At 63.0% G+C, this 19,866-nt stretch carries 20 protein-coding genes; 11 read left to right on the top strand and 9 right to left on the bottom strand.

Features of this window, described 5'->3' with window-relative positions; translation table 11 throughout:
• Positions 1-35 precede the first annotated feature (35 nt).
• The 6 genes from phnD to phnN all read left to right on the top strand — a co-directional run bounded on the left by phnD (position 36) and on the right by phnN (position 6,285).
• Complete coding sequence (gene phnD / locus NA8A_RS01930; protein WP_009755702.1) at positions 36-944, top strand: phosphonate ABC transporter substrate-binding protein; 909 nt, start codon at positions 36-38, stop codon at positions 942-944.
• Between the two features lie 192 nt (positions 945-1,136).
• Entirely contained in the window at positions 1,137-2,105 is a 969-nt protein-coding gene (gene phnE, locus NA8A_RS01935; protein ID WP_009755703.1) for a phosphonate ABC transporter, permease protein PhnE, read from the top strand.
• Positions 2,106-2,107: 2 nt separating this feature from the next.
• Positions 2,108-3,658 carry a phosphonate ABC transporter, permease protein PhnE gene (gene phnE, locus NA8A_RS01940; protein WP_009755704.1) on the top strand — a complete coding sequence of 517 codons (1,551 nt, stop codon included), beginning with the start codon at positions 2,108-2,110 and terminating at the stop codon, positions 3,656-3,658.
• Positions 3,659-3,806: 148 nt separating this feature from the next.
• Positions 3,807-4,514, top strand: a complete 708-nt coding sequence (locus tag NA8A_RS01945; RefSeq protein WP_009755705.1) for a DUF1045 domain-containing protein — start codon at positions 3,807-3,809, stop codon at positions 4,512-4,514.
• 2 nt (positions 4,515-4,516) lie between these two features.
• A complete protein-coding gene (locus tag NA8A_RS01950) occupies positions 4,517-5,656 on the top strand; it encodes an alpha-D-ribose 1-methylphosphonate 5-triphosphate diphosphatase (RefSeq protein WP_009755706.1) in 1,140 nt (379 codons plus the stop codon).
• Positions 5,653-6,285, top strand: coding sequence for a phosphonate metabolism protein/1,5-bisphosphokinase (PRPP-forming) PhnN (phnN, locus tag NA8A_RS01955; protein ID WP_009755707.1), 633 nt, complete (start codon positions 5,653-5,655; stop codon positions 6,283-6,285). Before NA8A_RS01950 ends, phnN begins: the two co-directional genes overlap by 4 nt.
• A gap of 60 nt (positions 6,286-6,345) precedes the next feature.
• Here phnN and bfr read toward each other — a convergent pair whose 3' ends face one another.
• The 9 genes from bfr to phnG form a co-directional block, all read right to left on the bottom strand.
• The gene (bfr, locus tag NA8A_RS01960; protein WP_009755708.1) at positions 6,346-6,831 is read right to left on the bottom strand and encodes a bacterioferritin; all 486 of its coding nucleotides are present in this window, start codon (positions 6,829-6,831) and stop codon (positions 6,346-6,348) included.
• The gene (locus NA8A_RS01965; protein WP_009755709.1) at positions 6,797-7,111 is read right to left on the bottom strand and encodes a hypothetical protein; all 315 of its coding nucleotides are present in this window, start codon (positions 7,109-7,111) and stop codon (positions 6,797-6,799) included. The genes bfr and NA8A_RS01965 overlap by 35 nt, the downstream gene beginning before the upstream one ends.
• Before the next feature lie 303 nt (positions 7,112-7,414).
• Complete coding sequence (locus tag NA8A_RS01970; protein ID WP_009755710.1) at positions 7,415-8,029, bottom strand: DapH/DapD/GlmU-related protein; 615 nt, start codon at positions 8,027-8,029, stop codon at positions 7,415-7,417.
• Positions 8,026-8,733 carry a phosphonate C-P lyase system protein PhnL gene (phnL, locus tag NA8A_RS01975; protein WP_009755711.1) on the bottom strand — a complete coding sequence of 236 codons (708 nt, stop codon included), beginning with the start codon at positions 8,731-8,733 and terminating at the stop codon, positions 8,026-8,028. Before phnL ends, NA8A_RS01970 begins: the two co-directional genes overlap by 4 nt.
• 2 nt (positions 8,734-8,735) lie before the next feature.
• Positions 8,736-9,512: a phosphonate C-P lyase system protein PhnK gene (gene phnK / locus NA8A_RS01980; protein WP_009755712.1), complete on the bottom strand. Its 777-nt coding sequence runs from the start codon at positions 9,510-9,512 to the stop codon at positions 8,736-8,738.
• 118 nt (positions 9,513-9,630) lie between these two features.
• Complete coding sequence (locus NA8A_RS01985) at positions 9,631-10,518, bottom strand: alpha-D-ribose 1-methylphosphonate 5-phosphate C-P-lyase PhnJ (protein WP_009755713.1); 888 nt, start codon at positions 10,516-10,518, stop codon at positions 9,631-9,633.
• On the bottom strand, positions 10,515-11,630 hold the full coding sequence (locus NA8A_RS01990) for a carbon-phosphorus lyase complex subunit (RefSeq protein WP_009755714.1): 1,116 nt from the start codon (positions 11,628-11,630) through the stop codon (positions 10,515-10,517). Before NA8A_RS01990 ends, NA8A_RS01985 begins: the two co-directional genes overlap by 4 nt.
• A 3-nt stretch (positions 11,631-11,633) precedes the next feature.
• On the bottom strand, positions 11,634-12,245 hold the full coding sequence (gene phnH / locus NA8A_RS01995; protein ID WP_009755715.1) for a phosphonate C-P lyase system protein PhnH: 612 nt from the start codon (positions 12,243-12,245) through the stop codon (positions 11,634-11,636).
• A complete protein-coding gene (gene phnG / locus NA8A_RS02000; RefSeq protein ID WP_009755716.1) occupies positions 12,245-12,712 on the bottom strand; it encodes a phosphonate C-P lyase system protein PhnG in 468 nt (155 codons plus the stop codon). The genes phnH and phnG overlap by 1 nt, the downstream gene beginning before the upstream one ends.
• Before the next feature lie 125 nt (positions 12,713-12,837).
• Between phnG and phnF the strand changes: the two genes are divergently transcribed.
• The 5 genes from phnF to hrpB all read left to right on the top strand — a co-directional run bounded on the left by phnF (position 12,838) and on the right by hrpB (position 19,844).
• A complete protein-coding gene (gene phnF, locus NA8A_RS02005; RefSeq protein WP_009755717.1) occupies positions 12,838-13,581 on the top strand; it encodes a phosphonate metabolism transcriptional regulator PhnF in 744 nt (247 codons plus the stop codon).
• A gap of 145 nt (positions 13,582-13,726) precedes the next feature.
• Entirely contained in the window at positions 13,727-14,932 is a 1,206-nt protein-coding gene (locus NA8A_RS02010) for an ABC transporter substrate-binding protein (RefSeq protein WP_009755718.1), read from the top strand.
• A 120-nt stretch (positions 14,933-15,052) separates the two neighbouring features.
• A complete protein-coding gene (locus tag NA8A_RS25415; RefSeq protein WP_009755719.1) occupies positions 15,053-16,732 on the top strand; it encodes an ABC transporter permease in 1,680 nt (559 codons plus the stop codon).
• Between the two features lie 11 nt (positions 16,733-16,743).
• Complete coding sequence (locus NA8A_RS24990; RefSeq protein WP_009755720.1) at positions 16,744-17,391, top strand: ATP-binding cassette domain-containing protein; 648 nt, start codon at positions 16,744-16,746, stop codon at positions 17,389-17,391.
• Entirely contained in the window at positions 17,388-19,844 is a 2,457-nt protein-coding gene (gene hrpB / locus NA8A_RS02025) for an ATP-dependent helicase HrpB (RefSeq protein WP_009755721.1), read from the top strand. Before NA8A_RS24990 ends, hrpB begins: the two co-directional genes overlap by 4 nt.
• Positions 19,845-19,866: the final 22 nt, after the last annotated feature.

Here is a 19,866-nt window from a genome sequence, read left to right on the forward strand (position 1 = left end):
ATTGCCGGCAAAACCGGTGTCAAAGGAGAGACGTCATGTTCAAGAAAGTCCTGATGGGCGCTGTCGCCCTTACCGCAATGATGGTTGGAGCCGCCGCGGCGGAAGACCTGAAGGAATTCCGTATCGGCATCCTCGGCGGCGAAAACGAAGCCGACCGTCTGCGCAATTTCCAGTGCATGGTCGACCAGCTTCCGGAAGTCCTCGGCGTTGAAAAGGTCTCGCTTTTCCCGGCCGCCGATTATGACGGCGTGATCCAGGGGCTTCTGGGCGGCACGCTCGATTATGCCGAGCTCGGCGCGTCCGGTTATGCCAAGGTCTATCTCGAGAACCCGAATGCAGTCGAGCCGATCCTGACCACGGTCCAGACCGACGGCTCTACCGGCTATTATTCCGTCATGGTGGCGCGCAAGGATTCGGGCCTGGCCAAGCTGGAAGACATGAAGGGCAAGAAGCTCGGCTTTGCCGATCCCGACTCCACTTCCGGCTTCCTCATCCCCTCGGTGACGCTGCCCAAATCTGTTGGCGCTTCGGTTGAAGAGTTCTTCGGTTCCACCGGTTTCGGCGGCGGCCATGAGAATCTGGTTCTCGAAGTCATGAAGGGCACCTTCGATGCCGGCACGACCTGGGCATCGGGCGTTGGCGAGTTCTCCGACGGCTATTCCTCAGGCAATCTCCGCAAGATGGTCGACAAGGGCATCCTCGACATGGATGACCTCGTCGAGCTCTGGAAATCTCCGCTCATCCCGAACGGCCCAGTCGTCGTTCGCACGTCCATGAATGCGGACATGAAGGGCAAGTTCAAGCAGTTCATGATGGAGATGCCGGAGAAGGACCCAGCCTGCTTCTCTGCCATTCAGGGCGGTGACTACAAGGGGTATGTCGAAGTGACCCCGGCCTTCTACGAGCCGATTTTCGACGCCCGCCGCTCCAAGATCGGTTCGTAAACCGGTCTCGCGAAAAAGCAAGCAAACGCCTCTTGAGCCTTTCGGCTGCGCTGTCTTTCTCTCTTGCGGGAGAAGGGCAGCGAAAGGGGCGTTTGCCGCGTTGAAGAACCAGCGCTTTTTGCATTCAGGCTGAATGACCTGATGTCCGCCTGAATGCGGAAACAAGAAGATCGAGTACGCGGAAGCCCTTCCATGACAGCAACCACTCACACGACGCTTCTTTCCGAAGCCGGACATGCGGTCGAGCGCCACTGGCGCGAGCTCGCCGGTCGCCGCCGCCTTTACACGATTGGCGGGCTTCTCTTCCTCATGCTTGCCATGGGTGGTTCGCTTTGGTTCGCAAATGAATCCAACGCCGGAAAGTTTTTCGACCGGCTTCCCTATTTTTTCGATTTCGTCGGCCAACTCGTACCGCGGGATGGTTGGGAAATCTGGCGCGCCCTGTTCGACCTGCCATCGCCCTATGACGACGGCAGCCTGAAATACAATTATCCTGCCGGCCGGATTTATCTGACCGAAACGCTCTATCTGCCCGAATATTTCTACAAGATGCTGGAGACCATCAATATCGCGCTGGTTGCCACGCTGATCGGTTTCGGCTGCGGGTTCGTTCTGTGTTTTCTCGCCGCCTCCAACATCACCACACGGCGCTGGCTGCGCTTCTTCGTACGCCGCTTCATGGAAATCCTGCGCGCCTTTCCTGAAATCGTGATTGCGGGCTTCTTCCTCGCTGTTCTGACGATCGGTGCCGTGCCGGCCATCATCGCTGTGTCGATCCACACCATTGGCGCCCTCGGCAAGATGTTCTTCGAAGTGGTGGAGAACGCCGACATGAAGGCGGAGGAGGGGCTTCGCGCTGCTGGCGCCAATTGGGTCGAGCGCGTGTGGTTTTCCATCGTTCCGCAGGTCATGCCGAATTTCCTGAGCTACGCGCTGCTGCGGCTTGAGATCAATGTGCGTGCCTCCACCATCATAGGCGCGGTGGGCGGTGGTGGCATTGGCGAGGCGTTGCGCCTGTCCATCAGCCGCACGCACGAGGCCAAGACGCTCGCCATCATCCTTCTCCTGTTCTGCACCATCGTCGCGGTGGACCAGCTTTCCGCCTGGCTGCGAGCGCGCATCGTGGGCAAGCAGGCATTCGAATTCGGCCGGGGGGCGTGATCATGACGGAAGCAGAAGAAACCGCGCTGATTGCGCGCCATACCGCCGTTTTCGAGCGACCGCTTCTGGAGCGTATACGGGCTGGCCTCATCTTTGCAGGCGTCAGCCTCTATCTCGTTTTCGCATGGTGGCTGTTCGGCATCGGGCAGGTTCTGTCCGATGGCAGATGGGACATTGCCGGTGCATATCTGGCCGATTGGGTTTCCTATGAGGTGCGCCCAGATGTCGATTTCCAGGGCGAGGCGCTGGAGGTTTCGTTCCCGCGGTTTTCCCCGCTTGGCGAGAACCCCGATCCGGACTGGCTGGTGACACAGAAGGCCATGGTTGAAAGCCGTGCCGAAACGCAGGCGGATGTCGCAGGGGCAGCCGGCGGATCGACCAGCGATGCGGGCTTCCTGGGGGCGCTCTCCGCTGAGCCCGCTCCGGCTCCGGCGGGCGATGCAGGCTTTCTGGGATCCCTGTCCGGCAGCGCGGCTTCGTCTTCCTCGACCGGCACTGCGGAGCCTGCCGCGACAGCGCCGGCCCGCAGTGAGGCTGTCGTTGCGGCAGATATTTCCTTTGGCGGCGACACGTCGGTTAGCATCGTTCCGGGGCTCGTCACCGTCACCCATGCGGGTGAGACGCTTCTGCTCGACATCGTTGAAGACAAATCCGTCACTGCGCGCGGCGATCTGCCCGAATGGGCAAGCCAGCGCGCGCCGGGGGCCAAGGTCATCGCCCGTTTCGGCTTTGCCGGCCGCGCCGAGATCGAAGATGACGAGGTAAAGCTGCGCCGTCGCTTCCTGGGGTGGGAGAATTTCGTTTTCGACACCCGCTCTCCCTTCTGGGGGCTGCCGGCCTCGCAGGTAATCGGACTGATCGTGTGGGGTGAGCGCATTCAGCCCGAACGTTCCAATTTTGCGCTTGCCTTCGAAAATGTCTGGAACAACGCCGACTGGCAGCACGGCGATGTCTGGACGAAGTTGCTTCAGACCATCGTCATGGCCTTTGCGGGAACGGTGCTTGCCTCGATGCTGGCGTTCCCGCTTGCCTTTGCAGCTGCGCGCAACATCACGCCCAACCGTTTCGTGAACCAGTTGATGAAACGCTTCTTCGATTTTCTGCGCTCGGTCGACATGCTGATATGGGCGTTGTTCTTCACGCGTGCTTTCGGACCCGGGCCGCTTGCGGGCATCTCGGCAATCTTCTTCACCGACACGGGCACATTCGGAAAGCTCTACGGTGAGGCGTTGGAGAACATCGACGACAAGCAACGCGAGGGGGTGCGTTCGGTTGGCGCCGCGCCGGCTTCGGTCCAGCGTTTTGGAGTGGTCCCGCAGGTTCTGCCCGTGTTTTTGAGCCAGTCGCTTTATTTCTGGGAGTCCAACACCCGCTCCGCCACAATCATCGGCGCGGTCGGTGCTGGCGGCATCGGTCTCAAATTATGGGAGGCGATGCGCACCAACCAGGACTGGGAGAACGTCGCCTATATGGTGATTTTGATCCTGATCGTTGTTTTCGTCTTCGACGCGATCTCAAGCGCGTTGCGTCATCGTCTCATCGGGATGCGCTGAAAACGGCAGATGCACTGAAAACGGAATGAGAGGGGTTCCGAATACCGTTCCGGTTTCCAGACCGATGCGCTAGGCTCGATACGCATACGGGATTCGTTATTTTGTCACGCAAATCGCCTATTGCATCGTGATCGGCGAGGAGAAGATCATGCGTTATGCCATTTACTTCACCCCTGAACAGAACGATCCGCTGACACGGGCCGCTGCCCGCTGGCTCGGGCGCGATGCGTTTACGGGCGAGCAGAATCCACCGGTCGAGACGGATGTATTCACGGCCGCCGAAATTGCCTTTCACACGGCTGCGGCGCGCCGATACGGTTTCCACGCGACGCTGAAGGCGCCTTTCAGCCTGGCCGAAGGGCAGACCGAGCAGGGGCTCATTGCCGCACTGGCGGATTTTGCGCAGCGCACGGACCCGCTTTTCCTGCCGCGCGGGGTGGTGCGCCGGCTGGATGGCTTTTATGCGCTGGTGCCCGAGGAACGCTCGGCGAGCCTCGACAGGTTTGCCGGAAGCGTCGTCGAATCCTTCGAGCCATTCCGGGCGCCTTTGAGCCCCGAAGACATCGAACGCCGTAATCCGGAGAATTTGAGCCCCGCTCAGCTAAAAAATCTCCACAAATGGGGTTATCCTTACGTCTTCGAGGAATTCCGCTTCCACATGACCCTCACGGGGCGCGTGCCGCAGAATGAAGCAGCACGCATGGAACGCGCCATCGACGGCTTTTTCGGTCCGCTTTTGTCGGAGCCGCTTGAAATTGCATCGCTTGCCCTCTTCGTGGAGCCGGAACCGGGAGCCCCTTTCCTGGTCAGGTCCTTCCACGAATTGGGCTGGGCCAAGACACGAAAGACCGCATGAGAATGACGACCGAACTGATATTGAAGAATGCCCGCATCATCCTGCCCGACGAGGTCGTGACGGGCAGTGTGGCGATCCGTGACGGACGCATCGTCGACGTTTCCACCGGACCGGCGAACGCCGGCGAGGACATGGAAGGCGATTACATCCTGCCTGGGCTCGTCGAGCTGCACACTGACCATCTGGAACGCCATTACGCTCCGCGTCCGAAGGTGCGCTGGAACCCGATTGCCGCCGTGCTCGCCCACGATGCGCAGATCGCTGCCTCCGGTATCACGACGGTGTTCGATGCGTTGCGCATCGGCCTCGACGAGGATGCGGACCTGGAATCAAGCGAGATGCGCCAGCTTGCGGATGCCATCGAGGGCAGCCTTGCCGCAGGCCGTCTGCGCGCTGACCACTTCTTCCATCTCCGCTGCGAGGTTTCGGCGCCTGACTGCCTGGAGGGCTTCGCGCTTTTCGACGGCGACGACCGCGTCAAGCTTGCCTCGCTGATGGACCATTCCCCGGGCCAGCGCCAGTTCACGCAGATCTCGACTTACGAGATGTACTACCGCGGCAAGACCGGCATGAGCGAGGAGGCGTTCAAGAGCTTCTGCGAAAAGCGCATGGAACAGTCGCGCCGCCATTCTTCGGTCAACCGCAAGGCGATTGCCGAGATGTGCCATGATCGCGGCATCGTGCTCGCCAGCCACGATGACGCCACGCTCGACCATGTGGACGAGGCGGCGGAGCAGGGGGTTCGCGTTGCCGAGTTCCCGACAACCGCGGAAGCCGCGCGTGCCTCCCGCGAGGCGGGCATGCAGATTCTGATGGGTGCGCCCAATGTGGTGCGTGGTGGTTCCCACTCCGGCAATGTCTCCGCGCGCAGTCTCGCCGAAGACCGCACGCTCGATATCCTCTCTTCGGATTACATCCCCTTCAGCCTTGTTCAGGCGGTGTTCTCGCTGGGCGAGACCGTGGACCACATATCGCTGCCGCAGGCTGTCGCCATGGTTACGAAGAACCCCGCCGAGGCCGTGGGGCTGGAAGATCGCGGTATCGTCGAGGAAGGCCGCCGCGCCGATCTCGTGCGTGTTCGCGTGGATGAGCATGTGCCGGTGGTCCGTTCTGTCTGGCGCGAGGGAGCGCGGGTGGCATGAGGTCGTCCGCCACGCTGGAGCGCGTCATCGACGAGCAGGAATTCCCGATCCGCAACGGCGTTTTCGTTGCCGTCGCAGGGCCCTCGGGTGCCGGTAAGGACTCGGTGATCAATTATGCGCGCCAGCGTCTCGGTCCGCTTGAAAACGAGGTGACCTTTGTACGTAGGGTCATTACCCGCGCCATGGATGGCGCGGGCGAGGCGCATGACTGCCTTACCGATGCCGCCTTCGAGAAGGCGCGCCTCAACGGATGCTTTGCCGTCAGCTGGCAGGCAAATGGCCTGCGATACGGTCTTCCCGTCAGCGTCGACGAAGTGGTGCGCGGCGGGAATGTGGCGGTTGCAAATGTGTCGCGCAGCGTCATTCCCGCCTTGCGCGAGCGTTATGAGAACGTGATCGCCGTGCTGATCACCGCAGGGCGCGATGTTCTTGCCGACCGATTGTCGCGGCGCGGCCGTGAGACGCGTGAGGAAGTTCTGGAGCGGCTGGAGCGCGCCCACGCAAAGGAGCTTGTCGTTGAGAACGCGACGGTGATCGATAATTCTGGCGCATTGGAGGAGGCGGGTGAACGCTTCCAGGATATTTTGCGCCGCGCCGCGGCATGGAGCGCGGTGAGCGATTCCATCTGAACATTGTGCGGTCTACTTCTCCCCGCGAGCGGGGAGAAGGACAATTGTGGCGCTGCGGGTTTACTCGGCCGCGTCGGCGGAAGCGGCGTTGAGCTGGCCGTATTTGGCCTCACCGATCTTCTCGAGCAATTCGAGCTGCGTTTCGAGAAAGTCGATATGGCCTTCCTCGTCGGCAAGCAGTTCCTCGAACAGCTTCATGGTCACATAGTCGCCAGCTTCGTGGCAGATGTCGCGTGACTTCTTGTAGGAGGTGCGGGCGTCATATTCTCCGGCGAGATCGGCCTCCAGCACTTCCTTGACGTTCTGGCCGATGCGCAGGGCGCCGACCGACTGGAGATTGGGGTGTCCTTCCAGGAAGATGATGCGCTCGACCAGCTTGTCGGCATGGTGCATCTCTTCGATGGATTCGGCCCGTTCCTTGGCTGCAAGTTTGGTGAACCCCCAGTCCTCGAGCAGGCGATAATGCAGCCAGTACTGGTTGACCGCGCCGAGTTCGAGGAAGAGCGCCTCGTTAAGCCGCTCGATGACCTTTTTGTCGCCTTTCATGCATTCTGCTCCCGTACCGCTCGCGCAGCGCGCGAACCTGATCTAGATAGGTCACGATCTCGGCGCCTTCGGCACCGCTGTGACGGTGGTGGTACTCTTCGGTTACCCGGATGATCGTTTCCACCACATTTGGGAAGCAGCCGCAACAGCGACCACGCTTGGAAAGTGTGTGATAGACCTTGGCCGGAACGATGAGCTGCCAGGCATCCTCGTCGAGAAGCGAGATGATCGTCTCCTCGATCTCTTTCTGGGTAATCAGGTTGCATTGGCAGACAAGCATGGCGTGTCGGTCTCTCTGGTCGATACGAAAAACGTCCCGACCTGAAGCCGATTCCCACTCTACTGGAAGCTTGCGCCAAAACCCTTCAAACCCTGCCTGGCCAGAAATGCGGCTCATAAATGCAGCATGTCGCGTGGCAGAAAGGCTGGCGACGAGGCGTCCGGTGATCGAATGGGTTAAAGGCCCAGGCATCTGTGGACGCATCCCGTGGATGCGCAGGCATTCAAACAGCGAGTCCGGGCGCCTGTCAATAAAAACCTGACAATTATGTTCAGGGTAAGCTGCGGCGCGATGGCGCGGGGCTCACGCCCCATGCTTGTCCAGAAATTCCTCCGCGCCAAGCGAACGGAAATCATCCAGCGTCTGGCGCAGTTTCCCGTGGTCCCAGTCCCACCAGCACAGCGCCTGATAGCGTTCGGCGGTGCGCCGGTCGAAGCGTTCACGGATCGGGCGTGCGGGCACACCGCCCACGATGGTGTAGGGCGCCACGTCTTTCGAGACGACAGCACCTGCTCCGACCACTGCGCCATCGCCGATGCTCACGCCGGGCAGAATGGTGGAGCCGTGCCCAAGCCAGGTGTCATGGCCGATCCGCACCATGTTGTCCCGCCGCCAGCCGAAGAAGTCCGCATCGTGCTGTGCGTCCGGCCAGTAATCGGCGGAGCGATAGGTGAAGTGATGCAGCGTCGGCCGCCAGGTGGGGTGATTGGTGGCGTTGATGCGCACCGCAGCCGCGATGTTGGAGAATTTCCCGATCTCCGCACACCAGACGCTGCAATCCTGGGTCATGTACGAATAGTCGCCGAGACTGGCTTCATGAACGCGCGAACGCTCACCGATTTCAGTGTAGCGCCCGAGTGTGGAATCGACGATCTCGGCGGTCGGGTGAACCGAGGGCTTTTCGGAAAGCTGTTTCATGCCGCTTTCCTTTCCGGCGCGAAGCCCGTCACGTCGATCACCCGGTCGGCGACGATGTCACGCACGTCCTGATCGTGAAAAATGCCGAGAAGCGCCACGCCAGCTTCCTTTTTCCGGGCGATCATATCGATCACGATCTCGCGGTTCGCCTTGTCGAGCGAGGCGGTCGGCTCGTCGAGCAGAAGCACCGGATGGTCGGTGATGAAGCCGCGTGCAATATTGACGCGCTGCTGCTCGCCGCCGGAGAATGTCGCGGGAGGGAGGGACCAAAGCCTTTCGGGAAGGTTGAGTTGTGCAAGCAGTGTTTCGGCTTTCTGACGTGCAGTTTCCGCCGCTTCACCGCGTGCGATCAGGGGCTCGGCCACGACGTCGCGGGCCGATACGCGAGGCACGGCCCGCAGGAACTGGCTGACATAGCCGATCGTGTCGCGCCGGATGGCTATGATGGTGCGTGGATCGGCGTTGGCGAGGTTCACAAGCGCTTCGCCATGGCTCACGATGATCTGGCCGCTGTCGACGGCATAGCTGCCATAGATCATCTTGAGGATCGAGCTCTTGCCCGCGCCCGATGGGCCGCCGAGCACCGCGCATTCGCCCGCGCGCAGCGCGAATGCCACATTCTCGACCACCGGGAGCTTGATGCCGCCGCGCAGATGCATGGTGAAGCTCTTGCAGACTTCTGAAACGACGAGGGGGGTCGACATGATCACACCTGCAGGATGGAGGAAACGAGAAGCTGCGTATAGGGCGCCTGAGGGTCGTCCAGCACCCGGTCGGTGAGCCCGCTTTCCACCACATGGCCGTCCTTCATCACGATCATGCGGTGGGAGAGCAGGCGGGCGACGGCCAGGTCATGGGTCACGACGATGGCCGACAGGCCGAGTTCGTGCACCAGCCCGCGCAGGAGGTCGAGCAGGCGCGCCTGCACCGAAACGTCGAGCCCGCCGGTCGGTTCGTCCATGAAGACGAGGCGCGGCCCGGTCACGAGATTGCGCGCGATCTGCAGGCGCTGGCGCATGCCGCCGGAGAAGGCGCGCGGCTGGTCGTCGATCCGGTCGGCGGAAATCTCCACCCGGCCAAGCCAGTCGGTGGCCGTGGCGCGGATGTCGCCATAATGGCGCTGGCCGACCGCCATCAGGCGCTCGCCCACATTGGCGCCGGCCGAAACAGTCATGCGCAGCCCGTCGGAAGGGTTCTGGTGCACGAAGCCCCAGTCCGTTCGCATCAGGAAGCGCCGTTCCGCCTCGCTCATGCGGTACAGGTCGTGAAACAGCCCGTCCCGCATCCTGTAGGAGACGGAGCCGGATGTCGGCAGCAGCCGGGTCGAAAGGCAGTTGAGCAGGGTGGTTTTGCCGGAGCCGGATTCGCCCACGACCGCCAGCACCTCGCCGGGGTAGAGATCGAAGGAAATGTCGCTGCAGCCGATCCGGTTGCCATAGAATTTCGAGATGGAGCGAACGCGAAGCAACGGTTCGTCAGTCATTGGATTTCTCCACGAATATTCAGAAGTTTGCGCAGCCCCTTATCCGCCTGCCGACGCCTTCTCTCCTTCTTCGAGGGAGAAATGGAGGATGACCGCAACGCTGACGCGCTGTCGTTTCTCACGTTGCAGCCTCCTCGCCAGACAGATGCCCGCGATGGCCTTCGGCGCGGCGTTCCTCGCAATGATCCGTGTCGGAGCAGACAAACATGCGCCCGCCGCGATCGTCGAGCACGACTTCGTCGAGATAGACCCCATGCGCCCCACAAAGAGCGCAAGGTTCCTCGAAGCGCTGCACTTCGAAGGGATGGTCGTCGAAATCGAGGCTTTCGACATGTGTATAGGGCGGGATGGCATAGATTCGCTTTTCGCGCCCCGCCCCGAAAAGCTGCAGTGCCTTCGACATATGCATCTTCGGATTGTCGAATTTCGGTGTCGGCGAAGGATCCATCACATAGCGCCCCTCGACCTTCACCGGATAGGCGAAGGTGGTGGCGATATGTCCGTGCTGAGCGATGTCCTCATAGAGCTTCACATGCATGAGCCCGTATTCTTCGAGCGCGTGCATCTTGCGGGTTTCGGTCTCACGCGGTTCCAGAAAACGCAACGGCTCGGGGATCGGCACCTGGTAGACGAGCACCTGGCCTTCCTTCAGCGGTTCCTCGGGGATGCGGTGGCGCGTCTGGATGATGGTGGCCTCACCTGTATGCGTGGTCACCGAAACCTGCGCCACCTTCTGGAAGAAGGCGCGGATGGAAACGGCGTTGGTGGTGTCGTCGGCCCCCTGGTCAATGACCTTGAGCACATCCTGCGGCCCTATCACCGACGCGGTGACCTGCACGCCGCCCGTGCCCCAGCCATAAGGCATAGGCATTTCGCGGCTGGCGAAGGGCACCTGATATCCGGGAATGGCAATGGCCTTCAGGATCGCCCTGCGGATCATGCGTTTGGTCTGCTCGTCCAGATAGGCGAAGTTGTACTGCGCGATGGCTTCGGCGTGAGCATTCATTCGGCGGCCTCCCGGCGCTGCGGTTTTTCGGCGTCCGCCTGGCGGCGCTCCTCATATTCGCGGCGCATCTGGCGCACGAGACCGAGTTCGGCCTGGAAATCCACATAGTGGGGCAGTTTCAGATGTTCGACGAAGCCTGTCGCCTGCACATTGTCGGCATGCGAGATCACGAATTCCTCGTCCTGCGCCGGCGCGGTGATGTCCTCGCCGAGTTCGGAGGCCCGCAAGGCCCGGTCGCACAGGGCCATGGCCATCGCCTTGCGTTCCGACTGGCCGAACACCAGCCCGTAGCCGCGGGTGAACTGCGGTGGCACCTTCATGGAACCCTTGAACTGGTTGACCATCTGGCATTCGGTGACGCGGATGCGTCCGAGCGTCAGCGGAAAGTCGAGCTCAGGCACGTCGATCTCTACATCCACCTCACCGATGCGGATTTCACCGGCGAAAGGGTGGTTGCGGCCGAAGCCGCGCTGGGTCGAATAACCGAGGGCGAGGAGAAAGCCTTCATCGCCGCGCGACAGCGCCTGCAGGCGCAGGTCGCGGTCCATGGGAAACTCGGGCGCTTCGCGGGTAATGTCGCCGGGCTCGCGGTTTTCCGGCAGCGAGCCGTCCTCCTCGATCAGCCCCTCATGAGCAAGAATGTCGGATACGCGAGGCATGGCCTCGCTCTCCCGCTCGCGCGTCTCGGGCGTTGCCGGATCGCTGTCGCCGGCCAGTTCGGGGTCTAGCAACCGGTGCGTATAGTCGAAGGTGGGACCGAGAAGCTGACCGCCCGGCAAGTCCTTGTAGGTGGCTGAAACGCGTCGCTCGACCAGCATTGCCGCCGTTTCGATGGGGCGCGTATAGCCGAAGCGCGGCAGTGTGGTGCGGTAGGCGCGAAGAAGGAAGATCGCTTCAATCATGTCCCCACGCGCTTGCTTGACGGCAAGCGCTGCAAGTCCGCAATCGTAGAGCGAGCCCTCCGCCATCACGCGGTCGACCGCCAGCGCAAGCTGTCCGGTGATCTGCTCCAGCGTCAGCGCCGGCACGGAGCGGTCGCCCCGCCGGCGATCGGCAAGTAGCTTATGCGCATTGCGGATGGCAGCTTCCCCGCCTTTCACGGCAACATACATGGCTCAACCCTCCTGATTGACGATACGGGTGGTACGGGGCAGGGCGGCCATGCCCTCGCGGCTGACCAGGACAAGGTCGATCCCGCGCGGGAAACGCGCGCGGTTCTGTGCCCATTGGCGCGTGAAGTGGCGGGGCATGGGATGTGGCGCAAGCGTGCGCTGCGTCTCGATGCCTGGCCCTTCAAGAAGAAGTTCGGGGCCCCCAGAAAGGCTCTTCACCTGCAAGATGAGCGTCGCCGAACGGTCCGGATATTCCTGCGAACCCTGTGCGAAGTTCTCCAGCCCGATGAGGTTTTCAGGTTCCGCGCAAAAGGCGAAATGCGCCTCGGACGGCGTTGCGGTCAGTGGCGCGCCCGTGTGAAACGCAAGCCAGGCGCGCACGGCTTCTTCCGCTGCGAGCGGCGCGTCGAGCCAGATCGGCGTGTCCTGATCGCAGGATGTCAGCGCCACTGCCGCAGCTTCTGGCGTCAAGGGAGCGGGCGGGCGCGTGAGGCCGAGATCCCGGGCGACGGTGCCGGGTTCGGCCATCGCCTGCATGAGTGCGCGAAAGACACTCTGCGCGTCGAACACCGGGTTGCGAAAACCGCCTTCGATGGCGATGGAGGCAAGTGACATCAGTCTTCTCCCCGGACCATGGTGAAGAAATCGACCCGGGTCGCCGCGGTCTCGCTACGCCGTTCCGCATCGCCTTCCGCGAGCTTGTCGCGTAGCGGCGCGAGGATCTTTTCTTCGATGAGGGTTTCGAATTCGGGCTTTTGGCGCAGCGCGTCGACGAGGGCCGCAACCTTTGCCTTGGTCTTCTCGCGGCCCAGCATATAGGCATGGCCGACTTCGCCGGTGGCGAGCTTGACGGTGGCGCGTGTGACGGTGGCTTCGCCGAAATTGAAGGCGGCTCCGCCGCCGCCCATGCGCCCGCGAACGGTCACGAGACCTGTTTCCGGCCCGCGAAGCGTCTCAGCCTCCTCCGGCAATGCGGCAGAGGACCAGAGCTGCATCAGTGTCTCGCCGGGTGCCGCCGCCATGACGGCCATGGCCTCGCGGCGGCGCTCCAGTGTGGCCTGTCTTTCCTGGCGTGAGACCATGATGACTCCTTTCGGTAGGACTAATATTTGTCTATTGTTCTAGACAACTAAACATATTATGCTTCCTCCAATAGGGCTTGTCCATGACGTGCTTATGACAGGCGTGCGGTGTTGGAGAATTGCCAATGGCGGAAGCTGAAACCATCGAAAGGCGCAGTGGCGTGGCCCTGTGGCGGCAGATCGCCGACCGGATGCGGCGTGAGATCGCGGCAGGGCTTGCCGATGAAGCCGGCCGCATGCCGCCGGAGATCGTGCTGGCGGCGCGTTTCGGCGTTAATCGCCACACGGTGCGCACGGCCATCGCCTCGCTGGTACAGGAAGGTGTCTTGCGTGCCGAGCAGGGGCGGGGCACCTTCGTCGAGCGGCGTCAGCGTCTGTCCTATCCCATTCGTGCCCGCACGCGTTTCTCCGAAGGTCTTGCCGGCCAGACAACCGGGCTTAAGGCGGTTTTGCTCGAACATGTGGTGGAGAGTGCCTCGGTGGAAGTGGCGGCGGCGCTTGATCTGGTGTCCGGCGCACCCGTCCTCCGTCTGGAGACGCTGTCGCAGGCCGATGGCCGCCCCATTTCGCGCGCGAGAAGCTGGTTCGATGCCAAGCGGTTTGACGGCATCGTGGAAGCGTTCCGCAAGACGGGTTCCATTACCGCATCCTTCAAGATGCTGGGGCTTGCCGATTATCTGCGCCATTCCACGGTGGTGACGGCCTTGCATGCGGATGCGTCCGATCTTGCCGATCTGCGCCTTTCGCCGGGTGCGATCGTGCTTGTCACCGCAGCCATAAATGTCGATCCCGATTGCCGCCCTGTTCAGTATTCGCAGACGCGCTTTGCCGCTGATCGCATCGAACTCCAGATCGCCGGCGAGAGCTGATTTCACTGCGCCTTCACCGTGAAGTGACCTGATGCGAGGTAACGGTGCATTGATCTTGCCGGCGCGGCCATGCTCTATCGAACGACCCAGATGACGGGGCGCAAGGTCCACCCGGGAGGTTCGATTGAGAAAACTGGCTATTTCCATGGCGCTTCTGGCGCTCGGCAGCATGTCGGCCTTTGCCGGAGGTTCCGCCCCCGATCCTTCCGACTGGGACGCTGTGGTCGAGAAGGCGCGTGGCGAAACGGTCTATTTCAACGCATGGGGCGGTTCGCAGAACATCAATGCCTATATCGAATGGGCTGGCGAGAAGCTGAAAGAGCGTTATGGCGTCATGCTCAGGCACGTGAAGCTCGACGATACGGCCAATGCCGTCGCCAGCGTCGTTGCGGAAAAGGCAGCGGGACGCAATGAAGGCGGCACCATCGACCTGATCTGGATCAACGGCGAGAACTTCGCCGCGATGAAGCGGCAGGGCCTCCTGATGACGCCAGGCTGGGCGGAAAAACTGCCGAACTTCGCCTATGCCGATGTTGAGAACAAGCCGACCATCCGCACGGATTTCACCATCCCTGTCGAAGGGCTGGAAAGCCCCTGGGGGATGGCGAAGCTGGTTTTCTTCTACGATTCCGCCCGCACGCAAGCGGCGGCCTTGCCGAAGGACGCCGACGGACTGCTTGATTGGGCGCGCCAGAACCCTGGCCGTTTCTCCTATCCGCAACCGCCGGATTTCATCGGTTCGTCCTTCCTGAAACAGGTTCTGGCCGAAAAGATCGCCGATCCCGCGCTGCTCCAGAAGCCGGTGGAGGAGGCTGATTTCGAAGAGGTTACGAAACCGCTCTTTGCGTATCTCGACGAGTTGAACCCGCTGATGTGGCGCTCGGGCCGCGCCTTCCCGCAGAACTATCCGGCCATGAAGCAGCTTCTGGCGGATTCGGAGGTCGACATCATTTTTGCCTTCAATCCGGCGGAGGCATCGAGCGCCATCGCCAATGGCGAGCTTCCTGGCACGGTACGGTCCTTCACCTTTCCGGGCGGAACGCTGGCCAACACCCACTTTCTGACCATTCCATACAATGCGCCGGCCAAGGCGGGTGCGCTGGTCACCGCTAATTTCCTCCTGTCGCCGGAAGCGCAGGCGCGCAAGGAAGATCCGGCCATCTGGGGAGATCCGACGGTGCTGGCGCTCGACAAGCTCGACCCGGGTGATCGCGCGCGGTTCGATGTGATCGATCTCGGTGTGGCGACGCTGCGCCCCGATGAATTGGGCCCGGCGCTGGATGAACCACATCCAAGCTGGATGGAGCGCATCGAAACGGAATGGAAACGTCGTTACGGAGTGGCGAACTAGACAGGATGATGGGAGCGTCATGCGGCCGGCGCATGAGGGGCGGGCATCGAGACAGAACTGGAAAAGCGCCCGCATGACATTCCCGCTCCCGCATCCCGTCCCGACCGGAACCGCAGCCCCATGCTGACCCGCCTCGGCCCCGTGCTCGCAATAGGTCTCCTGACCCTGCCGGTCGCCTTCGGCCTCGCAGGCACCGTGTTGCCGGCCTTCGGCTATCTCCCGGCTCTGGGAGGAAAGCATTTCAGCCTCGATCCCTTCGCGGTGCTTGCCACCGAGCCGGCGCTGTTCGCATCGGCGGGTATGAGCCTGGTTGCCGGGCTGGGCACGGCACTGGTTTCGCTCACCGTCGTCATGCTGTTCACCGCCGCCTGGGTCGGAACGCCGGCCTTCCGGCGGATGGAACGATTGCTTTCGCCTCTTCTGTCGGTGCCGCATGCGGCTGCGGCCTTCGCGCTCGCCTTCCTGATTGCGCCCTCGGGACTGGTCGCCCGCATCGTCTCGCCGGAATTGACCGGTTGGCAGCGTCCGCCCGACATTCTGATCGTCAACGACCCGATGGGGCTGTCGATGATGGCAGGGCTGGTGGTGAAGGAAATCCCCTTCCTGCTCCTGATGACGCTCGCAGCCCTGCCGCAGGCAAGGCCCGTGCGCACGCGCGCGCTTGTCGCCTCCATGGGCTATGGGCGTGTGGCGGGCTTCGTCTTCGGCCTGTGGCCGGTTATCTATCCGCAAATCCGCCTGCCGGTTTTCGCTGTGATCGCCTTCGCCTCCTCGGTGGTGGATGTCGCCGCCATCCTTGGCCCAACGGCACCGGCACCGCTTGCCGTCCGACTGGTCGGATGGATGAGCGACCCCGATCTTTCCATGCGCTTTCTGGCATCCGCCGGAGCGCTGCTTCAACTCGTCGTCACAGCGCTTGCGATCGCCATCTGGATCGGGCTCGAAAAGGCGGCGACCGGCTTGCGGGATCGGTTCGCCTTCGCAGGTGTCCGCTTGCGGTGCGATGGCATGGTGAGGGCCGGCGCGCTGGCAATGATGCTGACTTCGGCAGCGATCATCTTTGCAGGCCTTGCCGCACTCGCGCTGTGGTCGGTTGCAGGTCTCTGGCCGTTTCCCGATGCGATGCCTGCCTCTTACAGCCTCAGGACCTGGATGCGTGCCCTGCCGCAATTGCGCGATCCCATGCTGACGACGCTTGCCGCCGCTTTTGCATCGAGCGCCGTGGCGGTCGTCATCGCAATCCTGTGCCTCGCGCACGAGGATCGCATGGGGCATGCGCCGGGACGGTGGGCCTTCTCGCTGATCTACCTGCCGTTGCTGGTGCCGCAGGTGGCATTTTTGTTCGGCCTTCAGCTTCTGTTCGTGCTGGCAGGCGTGGAGGCGACCATGCCGGCATTGATGCTCGCTCATCTCGTCTTCGTGCTGCCCTATGCCTATCTCGGCCTGAAAGACCCATGGCGCGCCTTCGACCGGCGCTACGATCAGCTTGCGGCGGGTCTTGGCAAACGCGCCTGGCTGCGTTTTCTTCACATTCGCCTGCCCATGCTGGCGCGCCCGATTTTGGCTGTCATGGCGGTCGGCTTCGCTGTGTCGGTCGGGCTATATCTGCCCACGGTCCTGATCGGGGCGGGGCGCCTCACCACTGTCACAACCGAGGCCGTGGCGCTTGCCTCAGGCGGCAATCGCAGGGTCATCGGCGTCTACGCCTTCATGCAGATGTTTTTGCCGGTACTCGGCTTTGCCGTTGCCACGCTCGTGCCGGCACTGATATTCCGGCGCTTCCGCGACATGCAGTATTGATCGGACGAAATGTGAAGGATGCCGGCCTTTTCATCGACGGGGTAAGGATCGCGCTTGCGGGCCGCGAGATCGTGTCGCTCACGCGCCATGTGGCGCCGGGCGCGGTGCTGACCGTCATGGGACCGTCGGGCGCGGGGAAGTCGACGCTGCTTGCCTTCATCGGCGGGTTTCTCGATCCGGTGTTCAGCGCCTCTGGCCGGTTCTTTATCGACGGGCAAGATATCTCCGCCCTGCCGGCCGAGGAGCGCCATATGGGCATTCTGTTCCAGGACCCGTTGCTCTTTCCGCATATGAGCGTCGGGGGCAATCTTCTCTTCGCCCTGCCGGCGGCAATTCGCGGGCGCACCGCGCGCAAACGTCAGGTGGAGGAGGCGCTGCAAGGCGTCGACCTCGAAGGTATGGAAGCGCGCGATCCCGCGACGCTTTCGGGAGGGCAGAAGGCGCGTGTCGCGCTCGCCCGTGTTCTCGCTGCTCATCCGCGCGCTCTGCTTCTGGACGAGCCGTTCTCAAAGCTCGACGCTGCGCTGCGCCAGCAGATGCGCGAGCTGGTTTTTGCCAAGGCCCGTGAAAGAGGCCTGCCGGTACTCCTCGTCACCCATGATGAGGCGGATGCGGCAGCCGCGGGCGGCGACATCGTGACCATTGGCGGGACGGAATGAGCAGGGAACTGCCGCACCTTCCTGTCACGGAGGTCCTGCCGGTCCTGCAACGGGCGCTGGAGGAAAGGGGCAAGGCTGTCCTTGTGGCGCCGCCCGGCGCGGGCAAGACGACGCTTGTGCCGCTGGCCTTGCTCGATGCGGACTGGGCATCCACCGGGCGCATCGTGCTTCTGGAGCCGCGTCGGCTTGCCGCGCGCGCGGCTGCACGCCGCATGGCGGCTCTTCTCGGCGAGGAGCCGGGCGAGACGGTGGGCTACGCCATGCGCATGGAGCGCCGCCTGTCGCCGCGAACGCGCATCCTCGTCGTCACCGAGGGCGTTCTCGCCCGCATGATCGTCGAGGACCCGGAGCTTTCGGGCATCTCGGCGGTGCTGTTCGACGAGTTCCACGAGCGTTCGCTGGACGGCGATTTCGCGCTGGCGCTGGCGCTCGATGCACAGGCCGCGCTGCGACCCGATCTCAGGCTTCTTGTCATGTCGGCAACACTTGATGGCGCTCGGGTCGCGTCGCTTCTGGGTGATGCACCGGTGATAGAAAGCGAAGGCCGCAGTTTCCCCGTCGAGACGCGCTATCGGGAGCGCCCGGCGCAGGAACCCATCGAGGATGCGATGGCGCGCGCCATCCGCGAGGTTCTCGCCGAGGAAGAGGGCAGTGTGCTTGCTTTCCTGCCCGGCCAGCGCGAGATCGAACGCACCGCCGAGCGCCTTGCAGATCGCCTGCCGAAGGACGTCGACATCACGCCGCTCTATGGCGGTCTCGAGGGCAAGGCGCAGGATGCTGCCATCCGTCCGCCGGCTACGGGACGGCGCAAGGTGGTTCTCGCGACGGCCATTGCCGAAACGTCCGTCACCATTGATGGGGTGCGCGTCGTGATCGACAGCGGTCTGTCGCGCCTGCCGAAGTTCGAGCCGGCGACGGGTCTGACGCGGCTGGAGACGGTGCGCGTCTCGCGCGCTTCAGCCGATCAGCGCGCCGGCCGCGCGGGGCGCACAGCGCCCGGCATCGCTTTGCGTCTGTGGCGGGCCGAGCAGACGGCGGCCTTGCCTGCTTTCACTCCGCCGGAAATTCTCGATGCGGACCTTTCCGGCCTGCTTCTCGATTGCGCAGCCTTCGGTGTCGCCGATCCGGCAAGCCTTGCCTTTCTCGACCCGCCGCCGCCTGCGGCCCTTGCCGAAGCGCGGGCACTTCTGGCACGGCTTGGCGCGCTCGACGGAACGGGCCGCCTGACGCCGGAGGGGGCTGCCATGCGCAAGCTCGCTCTGCCGGTACGGCTTGCGCATATGGTGTCGGTAGCGGCACGGCGCGGCCATGGCCAGGCGGCCGCCGATCTGGCGGTTCTCCTCTCCGAGCGTGGCCTGGGTGGGAATGCCGTTGATCTGGACGAGCGCCTGCAACGCTTTCGCAGGGAGCGTGGCACGCGTGCCGAGCAGGCGCGCTCATTGGCGATCCGTCTGGCGAAATCCGCCGGCGGCGACAGGGGCGCATCCGTCCCGCAGGCCGGAGCGCTTTTGATCCATGCGTGGCCCGATCGCGTTGCCAAGGCGCGGGGGGCATTCGGTCGTTTTGTGCTTGCCAACGGGCGCGGCGGTGTTCTGGCAGCGGAGGAGCGCCTTGCCGGTGCAGCCTATCTCGTGGTGGCCGATTTGCAGGGCCGGGCGGAGAACGCCCGCATCGCGTCGGCTGCGGCAATCGCTGAAGAAGAGATATTCGGCGCATTGGGCGACGATATCGAGGAGAGTATCGAAAGCGGATTCGACCGTGAGCGCGGTTCGTTGCGCCAGCGTAAGGTGCGTCGGCTGGGCGCCATCGTTTTTTCCACGCAGGCCATGCCGTCCCCGTCCGGCGTGGAGGCCGACCGGGCGCTTGTCGAGGCGGTGCGCGCTAACGGGCTCTCGCTTTTGCCTTGGGACAAGGAGACGGAGGCTTTGCGCGGTCGCCTCGGCTGGCTGCACCATGCCAAGGGCAAACCCTGGCCCGATATGAGCGACGAGGCGCTGACTGCGCATCTGGAAGACTGGCTGCAACCGTTCCTCACTGGTGAAAGCAGCCTTGCGAAGCTGAAACCGACATCCCTGCGCGAAGGGCTGGTTTCGCTGGTGCCGCATGAATATCAGCGCCGGCTGAAGACATTCGCGCCCACTCATTACGACGCCCCCTCGGGAAGCCATGTGCCGATCCGCTACGAGGCGGAGGGGCCTGTTCTCGCCATCCGCGTGCAGGAGCTTTTTGGCTTGAAGACACATCCCTCCATCGCCGAGGGCATTCCGCTGAAGCTTGAGCTGTTGTCGCCTGCACACCGTCCCATCCAGACGACGCTCGACCTGCCGGGCTTCTGGGCGGGCTCATGGGCCGATGTGCGCGCCGACATGCGCGGCCGCTATCCCAAGCATGTCTGGCCGGACGATCCGGCCAACGCTGCCGCCACGCACCGCGCCAAACCGCGAGGCACTTGAAGAGCTCAACGCTCTTGCCGAC

Origin of the sequence: Nitratireductor indicus C115 (assembly GCF_000300515.1) — a bacterium.
GTDB lineage: Bacteria > Pseudomonadota > Alphaproteobacteria > Rhizobiales > Rhizobiaceae > Nitratireductor > Nitratireductor indicus.